The 14,305-nt window shown below is 66.5% G+C and carries 13 protein-coding genes and 1 tRNA gene; 7 read left to right on the top strand and 7 right to left on the bottom strand.

The window, feature by feature from the left end; genetic code table 11:
* Nucleotides 1-16: 16 nt before the first annotated feature.
* The 4 genes from ilvN to ABD243_RS11005 form a co-directional block, all read right to left on the bottom strand.
* Nucleotides 17-529: an acetolactate synthase small subunit gene (ilvN, locus tag ABD243_RS11020; RefSeq protein ID WP_018773531.1), complete on the bottom strand. Its 513-nt coding sequence runs from the start codon at nt 527-529 to the stop codon at nt 17-19.
* 2 nt (nt 530-531) lie between these two features.
* On the bottom strand, nt 532-2,430 hold the full coding sequence (locus ABD243_RS11015) for an acetolactate synthase large subunit (RefSeq protein WP_344365399.1): 1,899 nt from the start codon (nt 2,428-2,430) through the stop codon (nt 532-534).
* A 380-nt stretch (nt 2,431-2,810) separates the two neighbouring features.
* Nucleotides 2,811-4,532, bottom strand: coding sequence for a dihydroxy-acid dehydratase (gene ilvD, locus ABD243_RS11010; RefSeq protein WP_116766546.1), 1,722 nt, complete (start codon nt 4,530-4,532; stop codon nt 2,811-2,813).
* A gap of 99 nt (nt 4,533-4,631) precedes the next feature.
* Complete coding sequence (locus tag ABD243_RS11005) at nt 4,632-5,600, bottom strand: LysR family transcriptional regulator (protein ID WP_344365396.1); 969 nt, start codon at nt 5,598-5,600, stop codon at nt 4,632-4,634.
* Nucleotides 5,601-5,800: 200 nt separating this feature from the next.
* Here ABD243_RS11005 and ABD243_RS11000 point away from each other — a divergent pair, with 200 nt between their 5' ends.
* The 6 genes from ABD243_RS11000 to ABD243_RS10975 all read left to right on the top strand — a co-directional run bounded on the left by ABD243_RS11000 (nt 5,801) and on the right by ABD243_RS10975 (nt 10,770).
* The gene (locus tag ABD243_RS11000; protein ID WP_344365393.1) at nt 5,801-6,871 is read left to right on the top strand and encodes a sunset domain-containing protein; all 1,071 of its coding nucleotides are present in this window, start codon (nt 5,801-5,803) and stop codon (nt 6,869-6,871) included.
* Between the two features lie 29 nt (nt 6,872-6,900).
* Nucleotides 6,901-7,998 (top strand): PQQ-dependent sugar dehydrogenase, encoded by a 1,098-nt coding sequence (locus tag ABD243_RS10995; RefSeq protein WP_344365390.1) that lies wholly within the window; start codon nt 6,901-6,903, stop codon nt 7,996-7,998.
* 115 nt (nt 7,999-8,113) lie between these two features.
* A tRNA-Lys gene (locus ABD243_RS10990) sits at nt 8,114-8,189 on the top strand.
* A 250-nt stretch (nt 8,190-8,439) separates the two neighbouring features.
* Entirely contained in the window at nt 8,440-8,925 is a 486-nt protein-coding gene (locus ABD243_RS10985; RefSeq protein WP_116766541.1) for a hypothetical protein, read from the top strand.
* Nucleotides 8,922-9,887, top strand: a complete 966-nt coding sequence (locus ABD243_RS10980; protein WP_344365387.1) for a hypothetical protein — start codon at nt 8,922-8,924, stop codon at nt 9,885-9,887. The genes ABD243_RS10985 and ABD243_RS10980 overlap by 4 nt, the downstream gene beginning before the upstream one ends.
* Nucleotides 9,888-9,912: 25 nt before the next feature.
* Nucleotides 9,913-10,770: an oxygenase MpaB family protein gene (locus ABD243_RS10975; protein WP_344365384.1), complete on the top strand. Its 858-nt coding sequence runs from the start codon at nt 9,913-9,915 to the stop codon at nt 10,768-10,770.
* A 135-nt stretch (nt 10,771-10,905) separates the two neighbouring features.
* Here ABD243_RS10975 and ABD243_RS10970 read toward each other — a convergent pair whose 3' ends face one another.
* Both ABD243_RS10970 and ABD243_RS10965 read right to left on the bottom strand, forming a co-directional pair.
* On the bottom strand, nt 10,906-11,742 hold the full coding sequence (locus ABD243_RS10970; RefSeq protein ID WP_344365382.1) for a PKD domain-containing protein: 837 nt from the start codon (nt 11,740-11,742) through the stop codon (nt 10,906-10,908).
* 774 nt (nt 11,743-12,516) lie between these two features.
* Nucleotides 12,517-12,705: a hypothetical protein gene (locus tag ABD243_RS10965; protein WP_116766536.1), complete on the bottom strand. Its 189-nt coding sequence runs from the start codon at nt 12,703-12,705 to the stop codon at nt 12,517-12,519.
* A gap of 143 nt (nt 12,706-12,848) precedes the next feature.
* On the opposite strand from ABD243_RS10965, the gene ABD243_RS10960 reads away from it, so the two are divergent.
* Nucleotides 12,849-13,475: a DUF2510 domain-containing protein gene (locus ABD243_RS10960; protein WP_344365380.1), complete on the top strand. Its 627-nt coding sequence runs from the start codon at nt 12,849-12,851 to the stop codon at nt 13,473-13,475.
* Nucleotides 13,476-13,525: 50 nt separating this feature from the next.
* Here the strand turns inward: ABD243_RS10960 and ABD243_RS10955 are convergent, their stop codons facing one another.
* Nucleotides 13,526-13,963 carry a universal stress protein gene (locus tag ABD243_RS10955; RefSeq protein ID WP_116766534.1) on the bottom strand — a complete coding sequence of 146 codons (438 nt, stop codon included), beginning with the start codon at nt 13,961-13,963 and terminating at the stop codon, nt 13,526-13,528.
* Nucleotides 13,964-14,305: the final 342 nt, after the last annotated feature.

Raw genomic sequence — 14,305 nt, 5'->3', positions numbered from 1 at the left:
CTGCGCCGTTACTTGCTTATGCGCTGCGTAAGGCCCTGTCACTCATGGAGCGGGATCCCCGCCCAACGGCCAAAGTGCCGGACTGCACGATTTCGCGGATGCCGAAGGGCTCAAGCACTGACAGGAGTGCCGTGAGCTTCTCGGGGTGGCCCGTTGCTTCAATGACCACCGACTCTGTGGAGACGTCGACCACTGAAGCGCGGAACAGGTCTGCAGCCTGGGTGACCTGCAGGCGTGTTGCGGCATCCGCACGTACCTTGACCAGGATGTGGTCGCGCTGTACGGAAGATTCTGAGGTGAGCTCGACGATCTTGATCACGTTGACCAGCTTGTTCAGCTGCTTAGTGACCTGTTCGATCAGCTCGCCGTCGGCGTCGACCACGACGGTCATCCGGGACATGCCCGGGACCTCGGTGGGGCCGACGGCCAGGGAATTGATGTTGAAGGCCCGGCGGGCGAAGAGGCTGGCGACGCGGGTCAGCACACCGGGCTTGTCTTCGACCAGAACGGACAATGTGTGGCGGGTCATGTTCAGTCCTCCTCTTCCCATTCCGGGGTCATGTTGCGGGCAACCTGGATCTGGTCGTTGCTGACCCCCGAGGGGACCATCGGCCACACCATCGAGTTGGGGCTCACGACGAAGTCGATGACCACGGGGCGGTCATTGATCTCCAGGGCCTTCTGGATGGTGGCGTCGATGTCCTCGTCGCGTTCGCAGCGGAAGGCAGCGCAGCCGTAGGCGTCCGCCAGCTTGACGAAGTCCGGAATGCGGATCGTGTCATGGCCGGTGTTGAGGTCGGTGTTGGAGTAGCGGCCCTCGTAGAAGAGGGTCTGCCACTGCCGGACCATGCCCAGCGAGGAGTTGTTGATGATGGCAACCTTGATCGGGATCTTGTTGATCGCGCAGGTGGCCAGTTCCTGGTTGGTCATCTGGAAGCAGCCGTCGCCGTCGATCGCCCAGACCACGCGGTCGGGTTCACCCACCTTGGCGCCCATGGCCGCCGGTACGGCGTAGCCCATGGTGCCGGCGCCGCCGGAGTTCAGCCAGGCGTGCGGGCGTTCGTACTTAATGAACTGCGAGGCCCACATCTGGTGCTGTCCGACGCCGGCGACGTAGACACCCTCGGGTCCGGTCAGGGCACCGATGCGTTCGATCACGCGTTGCGGGGCGCTGAGGCCGTCCTCGGGTTCGGTCCAGCCGAGCGGGTAGGTTTCCTTGAGGTTGTTCAGGAATGCCCACCAGTTGGTCAGATCCGGGGTGCCGAAGGCTTCGAACTGCGTGCGCAGGGCGTCGCTCAGTTCCGGAATGATCTCCTTGACCGAGCCAACGATCGGGACGTCGGCCGTGCGGTTCTTGGAGATCTCCGCCGGATCGATGTCGGCGTGGATGACCTTGGCGTTCGGGGCGAAGGACTTCAGGACGCCGGTCACCCGGTCATCGAACCGTGCGCCGAGCGTGATGAGGAGGTCGGACTGCTGCAGGGCGGTCACGGCGGAAACGGTGCCGTGCATGCCCGGCATGCCAACGTGCTGCGGGTGCGAGTCCGGGAACACGCCGCGGGCCATCAGGGTGGTCACCACGGGTGCGCCGGTCAGCTCGGCCAGTTCGCGCAGCTCGGCCGAGGCGTGGGCCTTGACCACACCGCCGCCGACATAGAGCACGGGCTTGCTCGCGGCGGTGATGAGCCGGGCGGCCTCGCGGACCTGCTTGCTGTGGCCGCGCAGCACCGGCCGGTAGCCCGGCAGATCGATCTTGGGCGGCCAGGAGAACGTCATCTGGCCCTGCTGGGCGTCCTTGGCGACATCGACGAGGACGGGCCCCGGGCGTCCGGTGGAGGCCAGGTGGAAGGCCTCGGCCATGACGTGCGGGATGTCGTTGGGGTCGGTGACCAGGAAGGAGTGCTTCGTGATCGGCATGGTGATCCCGACGATGTCCGCTTCCTGGAATGCGTCGGTGCCGATCACCCCGCTGGACACCTGGCCGGTGATGGCCACCATCGGCACGGAGTCCATGTGGGCATCCATGATGGCGGTGACGAGGTTGGTGGCGCCCGGGCCAGAGGTGGCGATGCAGACGCCAACCCGTCCGGTGACCATGGCGTAGCCTTGCGCGGCGTGGCCGGCTCCCTGTTCGTGACGGACCAGAACGTGGTTCATTTTGGAGGCCATCAAGGGGTCATAGGTGGGCAGGATCGCGCCACCGGGCAAACCGAAAATGTCCTGGACGCCGAGTTCTTCGAGCGAGCGGACAATTGCTTGCGAACCGGTCATAACGGTCGGGGGTACGACGTTGTTCGGTCCGAGGACAGGAGAGACGGCAGCAGTGTCGACGCCGGCGTCAGCCGGACGTTCGACGCGATCCGGAGCCTTGTGGGCTCCAGCGGACTTTGTGGCCATCAGCGAGGGGCTGATCGGCGATCCTTTGCTCATCGGACTCTTCCTTTGTGGATCTTCGGTGATCGTGGAACTTCTTGGGTCTTGCGTGGTGCTGGTGCTGCGGGAAATAAAAAAACCCCTCAGCCGACTGGCTCTTCGAGGGGTTGCGCGTGACGGTTCGTTACCAGTCGGGCTAGTCAGCCACGCGCTTGGTAAGTACGACGACGGATGCACCGGCGGTAACGATCTCGATCATGCGTTCAGTTTTCCCTCTGAGTGAGACAAGTGTCAACGAGCCGGGCACCTGTCTCACTATTTGGACAACGCTGTCCACTGGATGAACGCCACCCCAACTAGCTCGCAGTTAACGGCCGTTATGCCCGCTCATAACGGCCACAGGTGCGAGCTAGTTGGGTTTAGCTGTTCAGCGTGCGCTACCCGCAGTACGCGCCGGTGGAGGCGCTGTGGACGAGCTTGGCGTACTTCGCGAGGACGCCCTTGGTGAACTTGGCCGGCAGGGGTTCCCAGCCGACCTTGCGGGACTCGAGCTCGGCCTCGTCGACCAGGAGGTCGAACGTGCGGGCCGCGATGTCCACCCGGATCCGGTCGCCGTCCTTGACGAACGCGATCGGGCCGCCGTCGACGGCTTCCGGTGCGACGTGGCCGATGCACAGGCCCGTGGTGCCGCCGGAGAAGCGACCGTCGGTGAGCAGCAGGACGTCCTTGCCCAGGCCCGCGCCCTTGATGGCGCCGGTGATGGCGAGCATCTCGCGCATGCCGGGGCCGCCCTTGGGGCCTTCGTAGCGGATGACGACGACGTCGCCCTTGTGAATCTCGCCCTTGTCCAGCGCGTCCAGGGCGCCCTGTTCGCGTTCGAACACGCGGGCGGTGCCTTCGAAGACGTCCGCGTCGAAGCCGGCGCTCTTGACGACGGCACCCTCGGGGGCCATCGAGCCGTGCAGGATGGTGATGCCGCCGGTCTTGTGGATCGGGTTGTCCATGGCGCGGAGCACTTTGCCGTCCGGGTCCGGCGGGTTGATCGCGGCGAGGTTTTCCGCGACGGTCTTGCCGGTGACGGTGAGGCAGTCACCGTGCAGCAGGCCGGCGTCGAGCAGGGCCCTCATGATGACCGGCACGCCGCCGATCTTGTCGACGTCGGTCATCACGTAACGGCCGAACGGCTTGAGGTCGCCCAGGTGCGGGATCTTGTCGCCGATCCGGTTGAAGTCGTCCAGGGTCAGCTCGACCTCGGCTTCGCGGGCGATGGCGAGCAGGTGCAGCACGGCGTTGGTGGACCCGCCGAAGGCCATGGTGACGGCGATCGCGTTCTCGAAGGCCTTCTTGGTCATGATGTCCCGGGCGGTGATGCCCAGGCGCAGGAGGTTGACCACGGCTTCGCCGGACTTGTGCGCGAAAGCGTCGCGGCGGCGGTCCGCGGAGGGCGGCGCGGCCGAGCCGGGCAGGGACATGCCCAGGGCCTCACCGATGCACGCCATGGTGTTCGCGGTGTACATGCCGCCGCAGGCGCCTTCGCCCGGGCAGATGGCCTTTTCGATGCGGTCCAGGTCCTCGCGGCTCATCTTCCCGGCGGCGCAGGCACCGACAGCCTCGAACGCGTCGATCAGGGTGACTTCCTTCTCGGAGCCGTCCTCGAGCTTGACCCAGCCGGGCATGATCGAGCCGGCGTAGAGGAACACGGCTGCGAGGTCCAGGCGGGCCGCGGCCATCAGCATGCCGGGCAAGGACTTGTCGCACCCGGCCAGCAGGACGGAGCCGTCGATCCGCTCGGCCTGCATGACGGTCTCGACGGAGTCGGCAATGACTTCGCGGGAGACGAGGGAGAAGTGCATGCCCTCATGCCCCATGGAGATGCCGTCAGAGACGGAAATGGTGCCGAACTGCATCGGGAACCCGCCGCCGGCGTGGACGCCTTCCTTGGCGCCCTGGGCGAGCCGGTTCAACGAAAGGTTGCAGGGAGTGATCTCGTTCCACGAACTCGCCACACCGATCTGGGGCTTGGCGAAATCGTCATCGCCCATGCCGACCGCCCGGAACATACCGCGCGCGGGCGCGGCGTGGATTCCATCGGTAACGACCCGGCTGCGGGGCTTGATGTCCGGCTTGGTGTCTGCTGCTGTTTGGGTGTCCTGACTCATGGCTCAAAGTCTAGGGGTCTGCCCCGGACCCCAACGACCCCATGAGGGAGCGTTAAGCGGAAAACCGGGAATATTTCGATCAAATAGTGGACTCTCATCTCACATGATGAAATCCGCGGCCGCTTGGCCGCGGATTCGGTGAGCCGCATCACGCTGTTGCGGAGCTTCGGCGACAGCTTGGGCCTCGGCCTTCAGCATCGCCAGGACCTGCTGGATGGTGGTCCTGGCCGCGACGTCGGGACGGGCGAGGGCAACAATGCTGCGGTTGGCCTTTACGCCTTCGAGCGGGCGCAGCACGAATCCGCGGTCCTGGTTGCTGACAGCCGTGTACCGCGGCAGCAGGCTCAGCCCGTGGCCGGCGCTGACAAGGGCTTCGAGCACACGCAGATCGGGGAACTGCTGGGCGCGGACGGCCTGCGAGCCGGCCCGCAGCTCAATCTGGCGCAGCACGGTATCGAAGGGAAAGCCCTCGGGAACGCCCATCCAGGGGAAGCCGACGACGTCCTCGGCGCACAGCGTGGCCTTTGCGGCCAGCGCGTGCCCCGCGGGCAGGGCCACGTCCAGGGGTTCCTCCAGCAACGGCACCACGGCCAGGCCCTGACCGCCGAAGACTTCGGGACCGTCGACGCTGTGGGCCAGGACGATGTCGTAGTCCGCGGTCAGCCCGGCGAACCCGGCAACGCCGGGATCCTCGAAGTGCGCTTCGAAGCGGAGGCCCTCGATGGCCTTGACCCGGTGCAGGAGGCCCGGGAGGAACATCTCCGCGGCACTGGGAAAAATGGCTGCCACAACCCGCGTCTGCCAGCCCCGCCGGTAGGTGTCGATGGTTGCCTCGGCCCGTGCCATGGCGGTGGACACCTCGGCAGCAGCGCCGGCCATGGCCAGGCCAGCCTCGGTGAGCCGCACTCCCCTGCCGGACTTTTCCACCAGGACCACACCCAGTTCTTCCTGCAGGGTTTTGAGCTGTTGAGACACAGCCGACGGCGTCACGTTCATGGCCTCGGCGGTGGCGCCTACCGTGCCGCGGTCGGCGAGTTCGCGCAGAATCCGCAGTCGCTTGAAATCCATGAGGCGAGGCTACACGGCGGGCCCGGGTCGTTTTCGGTTTCCGGCCAGCTCGCGGGGCCGCCCGCGCCCTCCCGGGAGATGGCCGCGTCGGCCCCGGGAAGGGTGGACAGCCGGCTTGGCCCGGACGTACCGTCAAGCATCGGCAACCGTGCCTCATGGACTGAATCTCATGGACTGAATATGGACTGAAAGGCTCTGCTATGGACTGGATTGTCTGGCTCGTCGTCATCATCGTGGTGGTCGCTGTCGTCTGGGCCGTGCTCAACCGCAATAAGAGCCGCACAGGCACAGGGTCCACCTCCGCCGGAACCACCAGCACCGGCGGCTCTTCCGGCACGTCGGCCGGGACGACGGCGGCCGGTTCGACGGCGGCGGGTGCCGGACCGGCGGGCGGTGCGATGGCGGCGCCAGCGCCAGAAGCGATGCAAACACCTGAGGCGCCCTCGGCGGCGATGCCGCCGGCCGAGATGGCTGCACCGGAGAACCCTGCGCCGCAGGCCACTGCAGAGAAGATGACCCCCGCTCCCGAACCGGCAGCGCTCCCGACGATCGAACCGGCCGCGGGCGCAGCCACGGCAGGCGCGCCGGAAGCCGCCGGCGTTGCGGACAGCACCGAGTGGGAGACCCAGTGGTCCGAGACCGGCGCACCGGCCGATGCGCATGCGGCCACGACCCACCACGAACCGGCCCACGCTGCGCACGTTCCAGGAGTTGCCGCCGAAACTCCGACAGCCGCCGAACCGGCGGCTGCTGCCGGGCCTCCGGTGCACCATCCCGAATACACCGAGCCCCACTCGCCGACACTGCCCGGAGCTGAGACGGCAGCCGCGGAGGCGGCCGACAATGAAGGCGCCAACGTCAGTGCCGGCAGCACTGCCCCTGGTGTTTCGAATGCCACCGGCGCCGCCGCCGCAGCGATGCCCGAGTCGCCCGGCCCCGCGACAGGAGCAGCACCAGCGGCAGCGCCCCTTGCCGACATGGAGACCACGCAGATGGCCGCCTCGTCCGCGGCAACGGAGGCTTCCGCAAGCCACACGACCGAGCCCACGGGCCACCTCGCTACTGATCAGCCCTACGGCGAGGGATCGGCGGCCCCGGCGGCCGACGGCAGCGGACCGGAAGGCTTCACCGTCAAGGGCAACGCATCGTCGATGACCTACTACGAAGACTCCAGCCCGGCCTACGAAGAAGCCCGGGCAGAAGTATGGTTCGTCTCCGCAGCACACGCCGAAGCCGCCGGATTCCGGCCGCCCCGCCGGACGCGCCAGTAGCAGCCGGCCCGGTTCCTACAACTTTCGCCTTGCTGCTCCGCCATGTCGTGGTCAGGGCAACAGCCCTCGCCGTTGCCCTGTTTGTCTCAAGCGCCTGCACCGGCGGCGGTGCCTCCTCTCCCACGCCCCCGCAAGGGGGCGGCCCTGCCACGGGCGCGCCGGGGACGGCGGGTGAGCCCACGGTGGCGGAGCGGATTGACGGCCTGCAGTTGCCGTGGTCCACGGTCTACCTGCCGGACGGCACCACCGTCGTCTCCGAACGCGACTCCGCCCTGCTACGGACCATCAACGGCGGACAGCTGGGCACCCTCGGCAAGGTGCCCGGCGTCGTACCCGGCGGCGAAGGCGGCCTGCTGGGCCTTGCCCTGTCCCCTGACTTCGCGACAGACCACTACCTTTACGCATATTTCACCGCGGCCCAAGACAACAGAATCGTCCGCATGCGGCTCGAGGACCGCGGCGGGCGGTGGGAACTGGGCGCCCCGGAGACTGTTTTCACGGGGATTCCGAAGGCTGGCACGCACAATGGCGGACGGATCCGTTTCGGTCCCGACGGCTTTCTGTATGTGGGAACCGGCGATTCGCAGCGCCGGGAGCAGCCGCAGGACAGCAGGGCCCTCGGCGGGAAGATCCTCCGGCTCACCGCCGATGGCCGGCCGGCGCCCGGGAACCCTTTCGGCGAGAACCCGGTCTACAGCCTGGGCCACCGGAACGTGCAAGGACTCGCCTGGGACAGCGCCGGCAGGCTGTGGGCCAGCGAATTCGGCCCCGATGTCAACGACGAGCTCAACCTGATCGTGCCCGGCGGCAACTACGGCTGGCCGGACCTGACGGGCGCCCCGCACCGCACCGGCTTCCTGGACGCCAAAGTCGTGTGGCCGTCGACGGCGGATTCCTCGCCCAGCGGGCTCGAAATTGTCGGCAACACCGCCTACCTGGGCGCCCTGCGCGGGCAAAGGCTGTGGGCCGTTCCCCTCAAGGGCGAATTCGCCGGCGATCCTGTGAGCTATTTCACAGGAAAGTACGGTCGGATCCGGAACGTTTCACTCGCCCCCGACGGCCGCCTGTGGCTCCTCAGCAACGGCGAAAACCCTGATTTTGCGCTGATTTTGAACCTTCACGCCTAGCTCGACTCCTCCCCCGCGCCTCGATTTCACACCGCGGCCAAACTCGTGTAGAGTTTCATGTCGTTGCGGAGAACAACGGGGAAAGAAAAAGCCCCGATGAACAAGAACAACAGATGCACCTCTAGCTCAACTGGCAGAGCAATTGACTCTTAATCAATGGGTTCCGGGTTCGAGTCCCGGGGGGTGCACCACAGAGAAACCCCGTCTTAGCAGGCTTAGCGGCCTGCAGGGCGGGGTTTCTTTTTGCCGTAATCCCTCCGAGGGGATATTTGTCATTCCTCGGGACATGGGTGACGCTCCAGAGGAACAACTGGCAGAGACGAACGTTACTTCTTCCGACACGCCGGGTGCCGGGAAGGCCCCTGAACAGGGCTGATAGGCTCCTCCTTTGGAGTCAGGGGACTCTGGCCACTTATCGGACTATCCCAAGGATCAGCTCCCATGGACTACAGCGTCGCCCGAGCACGGGCACGGACTGCGGAAGACAGCCTGCGGCTACAGGAGCCAGTCTCCATGCGCTCCATCCAGGCCCACCTGGAGTCCGCCAGGGGGCGCCGGATCGTCATCAAGCCCATCGACAACACACCCACGGACAAGGTCTGCGGCCTGTGGTTCGGACTGGACGACCTGGATCTCATCCTCCACGCCAAGGCGGCGTCGGAGGTGCACCGCCAGCAGATCGTGCTGCACGAGTTCGCCCACATGATCCTCCGCCACGAGCAGGAGGACCTCTCGCACGACTACGCCAAGACCTTCTTCCCGGACCTCGGCCCGGAGCGCGTCGTCTCGGCCCTGAAGCGCACCGATTTCTTCAACGAGCTCGAGGTAACTGCCGAACTCCTTGCCGACCGGCTGGCCTCCCGCATCCGCCGCTCCTACCGGCAGCCGGACGCGGAGCCGGGCAACTTCGGGGCGGTCTTCGGATGATGCAGTTCCTCATGGCCGCGGCACTCTTCCTCTTGGCCGGGGCCCGCATTCCCGCCCTGCTTCGCAACCGCACCGACCTGGTGTTCTCCTGCGCCGTGTACGGAGCCATGGGCTCTTTGCTCATGTCCCCGATTGTCTATGTCCCCGTCGACACAGCCCTGGGCGGGATGAACCTGGTCAAACTGATCCTGAACTCCCTGATGATTATCTCCCTCTGGTATCTGCGCCTCGCCGCATACGCGGCCATCGCCCCGGAAGCCGGCGGTCGCCGGTCCTGGTGGACACGCACCCTGCCTCTGACGCTCACGCTGACCCTGCAAACCGCGTTCTTCCTCCTCACAGGGCCCACCATCACGACCCCCGCCTGGGGCATCTACGAGGACCGCTTCCCGGCCCTCCTGTTCTCACTCATGCTCACCCTCTTCATCTGTTCGATGAGCGCGGAAATTGCCGTGATCTGCTTCCGCTACGTCCCGCGTATGAGCCGCTCGTTCCGAGTCGGCTTCTCCATGCTGGGCGCCGGCTGCATCATGGGTTTCCTGGTGATGGCCGAGATGTGTCTCTCCCTGCTGGCCCGACACCTGACATTCCTGGCCATACTGGTCAGGCCTGATTTCCCTTACCATCAGCTGGAGCTGGCCGCGACCGTCCTGGCCGGCGCCGGACTCACGATCCCGGCGGTTGCCGGCAGGGGCGCCCGCAAAAAACTGCACCGCTGGAACACCGAAACCCTGGCGCGCGTCGAGTCCATCTGGGCCAAAGCGCTGCAGAACACTTCTCTTGACCGGACCCTTGAGGCCGACCCCCAGGCGCCGGTACAGGACCGGCTGCACCGGATGGTTGTCGAAATCCGGGACGCTGAACTCGCTGCGGGCACCTCGGCGACCTTCCTGACCGCGGAGGAACGCAGCTACCTGCTCTCCGTCGAAGCAAAGCTCCATGTCGCCCCTGCCCTGGCATAACCTGCGGCAGCTACAGAAAGCCCCCATGCACCTCCTGACGCACCCGACCCGCCGAACACGCCCGAGCGGTACGGACATGTACGGGATCTACCGGAACATGGTCCTCTTCGATTTCAAGACTGAAATCCATTCGGGCTTCTTCGTCGCGTACTACCGCAACTTCGCCATCCCCTCCACAGCGAGGACCCTGGCGGCGACCGGGGAGATGAAATCCCGGCCGATGAAGCGCTCCTACGACACCGGCATCGTCCTCCACGAGATCATCGCCAACGGGTTCGAGCACGAACGAGGCCAGGCCATGATCGAACTGCTCCGCCGGGTCCACAAAGGGGTGCCCGGCACCCCGGACGACTTCGTCTACGTCCTCATGACCTTGCTCGTCCTGCCGCTGCGCTGGACCGAACGTCACGGCTGGCGCCGGCTGACCGGGCTGGAGAGGCAGGCCGCCACGGACTTCTACGCCGAACTGGGCCGGCAGATGGGGCTCGAAGGCATCCCAGCCACCTTCGCGGAGGCGGAACGGTTCCTGGACGAGTACGAGGACCGGAACATGGGCCCGAGCCCCGAGGGCTCGATGCTGCTCAATGCGACCGTCGCGGCCTTCGCCAGCCGTATCCCCACCCGGCTTCGCCGGTTCACCCCGACCATCTTGGCGCTGATGATGGACAAACCCGAGGTCGCTGTTGCCCTGGGCCTGAAACCCGCCCCGGCAGCGCTGCGCGTACCGTTCAACGCGGTGCTGCGGTTCCGCTCCCTCAAGGCCAGGCGGTGCCCCTTGCCAACCGAGCCCATATTTGTGCCGGGAAGGATGAACGTCGTGGCATACCCGGACGGATACACCCTGGACCAGATCGGCCCCTGGGGGAAATCAGCCAACGTCTGAGGCTCGGGGCAGCCCGGGCCCGAGCCGCATCCGCTGACCGGTTAGCCCTTGCTGCCATCCGGTGCGGGATCACTCGTCTTCGCAGGCTTAGGGGCCCGCGGGGCCGGGTTTTCTTTTTTGTCCGCTAAGCTTCCCTCATTTCGCGGCCGGCAGGGTCGTTCCCGCCCGGTCGCCGACGGCGCCGTCGGCGGTGATGCCGAAGACCTGCAGGAGGACGTCCTTGTCGCGCTGGATGTCGGTGACCGTGACGGACCGGGCCGACCTGTAAACGCGGCCGGCAGGGAACCCGTTCACGGCCACACCCCAGGAGTCAGCCGTCGGGTCATTCGATTCCCACGTGACCTTCACCTGGGTGCCGTCAGCGGAGACGACCTCGGCCTTGACGTTGGTCGGCGGGACCGGGCGCACGCCCCCTGGTCCCGGGCCCGTGCCGACGTGCACCGGGGTCTTCAGGATGTTGGCGCTGCCGAGCGGGTTAGAGACCCGCAGGATCATCACGCCTTCGAACGGCCGGGCGTAAACGTGCTTGAGGATCGGCGACTGGGTGGTCGTGTCGTAGGTGCCGTCCCCGTCCAGGTCCCACTCGTATTTGCCGATGACGCCCTCGGAGGATGAGGCGTCGAAGTTGATCTCCTGGCCGGGCCTGGCCCAGTAGGCGTTGATCGGCAGTCTAGCTACGACGTCGATCCGGCTGCCGCCCAGGGGCATCGTGTTGACCTGCAGGGCCCCGCCGCCAGCCTGGCTGGGTTGGGCCTGGCTGGGTTGGGCTTGCCCCGTTGGTCCCTGGCTCGCAGACGCCTGGCTGGCGGGTGCGGAGCTGCTCGGTGCCGTTGCCGGGACCTTGGACTCCGACGGCGGGCTCACGGCAGGTGTTGCCTGTCCCGGCTCGTGTGCGCAGCCTGTGGCCAGCATCAGTAATGCCACCGCGGTGGTCCAGCAAATTGCCCGGCACAGCCCCATGAAATCCCCCATTGACCGATCCTGCCACGGGTAAACGCCTACGGATAGATCAAGACGCCAGCAGGAAGCGTCGTTCTACCGCGACACTCACCGGGCCGAGGTTCCGTGCCGGCAGGAGGTGGAACCCTACGATGGGGAGGATGAACTCCATCCGGAAGGCCTGTCGCATAGCCGCCGTGGTTCTCGTGCTCGCGGCGTCGCCGCTCCTCCTGACGCGGCCCGCAGTGGCGGCTCCCTGCACGCCTGCCGGCCTCATCCCGGTGAAGATCTGCCCCGCCGCACCGACGCCGGGCCCGCCGTCCGCTCCCCCGGGTTCCGGTTCGACACCGCCGAGCACCCCGGCACCGTCGACGTCGGCCGCCGCGCTGTCCCCAACGCCACCCGCGCCACCGTCACAAGGACAGACGGCCCGGCCCGCACAGGTCCCGGCGCCCCCGACGCCCGGCCCGGTTCCATCCGCCGGTCAGGGCGCCGCCGGTCAATCGGCCACGGGGGCCGTTCCGGCCCCGGTCGCGGCTGACACATCCGGGACTCCGGCATCGGGCGCCGGCCACGGGACAGTGCCCTCCCCAGCCACGCCACCGGGCAGCCCTGCCGGACAGGATGTTCCCGGACCTGACGGGCAGAGCGGCCTCACCGGCGGGGCTCTGTTGGCGCTAGGCGGGCTCCTCCTGGGCTCTTCGGCAGCGATTGGCCTCCGCCGGCCGGGCCGGTCCTAAAGAGGCCGTCGAACCGTCACAGCGAACTGTGGCGGTTCGGCGGCCGCTTGAATGACATCGTGTTGTCTTAGACCTTCTCGCGGGAACGGTCTACGACGTGTTCCGGCTCCTCGACGGTGAATTCCTTGGTGCGGCGGGGGAAGGCCCAGAACTTGAATTCCTTTGCCTCCGGCCGGGGCTCCCGGCGTTCCCCGGATTCCCGTGCGGCATCCTTCCTGGTATCACGCCCGAAATCCTTGTAGTTCGAATAGCACATCACTGGCCTCCTTCATGGTGATTGCCCTTTAATCGTCCTCCCGATCCGTTGGCACGTCGAGACTCTCGCTACCACCGCCGCCCCGATGTACGCTCTGTCTCAGTGACAGAGATCGCCCGCGCACCGGAAAAGGATGAACAGCCATGACCGTCCCGCCCAGCACATCAACCCCCGGTCCTGGCTGGTATCCGGACCCTGCCGGATCGGGCCGGCTTCAATGGTGGAACGGTACGGCGTGGACCGGGCAATTCAGCACACCGCAGTTCCAGGGCCAGACCCCGCGACCGGTGGAACCCCGGAGACGCATCAGTGACCGGACACCTGTCTACAACGCGTACGTCTGGACGATCGTGGCCCTGCCGCTCGTGCCGCTCATTCTGCTGATGTTCTGGAACCCGACGATCCGGTTGCGGACCGTCGGTGCACGGCAGGTCCAGACCGTTGATCCGGCGTCGATCTTTACAACGCCGTACTTCCTGCTGGTGGCCAGCGGCTTCCTGGTGTACGGCGTCTCCGCCCTCCTGGCCTATCTGGACTGGGACAAGCTGCGCAAGGACGGCGTTGTCAGGCCGTTTCACTGGGCGTGGGTATTCCTCAGCAGGGAGGTCTACGTCATCGGCCGTTCCGTGATTGTCCACGAGGTGGCGCCGCGGCGCGGGCTCGCCCCGGTGTGGGCCACGATCGGCGTAACGGTCCTCGCGGTGGTGCTGGTCGGCTTCAAGATGTCCTCGCTTGTGGCCACCCTGGCGAACCAGGCGGCGTCGATCTAGGCAGCGTAGACGTAGGCAGCCTAGACGTAGGCCGCGTCCGGGACAGGTTCCTAGCTTTCGTCTCCTGTCCGGATGATCAGGAGCGGACACCGGGCGTGGTGAGCCAGCTGGGAGGACACGGAGCCCAGCAGCATCCCCGTAAACCCGCCCAAGCCACGGGAACCGACAATCAGCAGATCCGCTTCGCGCGACGCCTCCACAAGAGCGGCCGCCGCATTGCCCTCGACAAGACGCCCGGTGACCGGAACCCCCTGATCGGCCACGCGCTCAAGTTCGTCGTTGAGGATTGTCTGTGCGTCGCGCTCGAAGCCGGCGTAGTCCCAGGCCTGGCCCGCGGCATCCGTGACGTAGGGGTAGTGCCACGAAGCTAGGACAATCACTTGTCCGTTCCTGAGCTTTGCCTCCTGGATCCCCCAATCGAGGGCTGCTTGGGACTCTGTGGAGCCGTCGACCCCTACGACGACCACGAACGGGCTGCTGATAGCCATACCATTTCCTCCGACCCGGTTGAGGCTCCCTGGTTGGCACCATCATCCTCTCGCGGCCCGCGTCCGGACATCCCCCGAATAGCATGGGAAGCAGGGACTTTAGTCCCTGTCGAGAGCCCGAAACCGCGCGTTGACTGGGAAGGTGCTCCGGGCAACGATCCCGGAACGACACCGGTCCCGCAGACCCGGACCGCAGACCCCCGGCCAAGTTCCCGGGCGGAAAACTCCAGTGTTTATCATGTCGACTCCCCGATTCCCTGTCTGGGATCGCGTCCAGAGACGCGGGCTCCCGCCGACGCCAGGCCGGCCTTGCGTGGGCCGTGCGTCGGCGGGAGAAATGGG

The sequence above is a fragment of the Arthrobacter humicola genome, from assembly GCF_039531445.1.
Taxonomy (GTDB): Bacteria; Actinomycetota; Actinomycetes; order Actinomycetales; family Micrococcaceae; genus Arthrobacter; species Arthrobacter humicola.
This window is presented reverse-complemented; position numbering and strand designations above follow the sequence as displayed.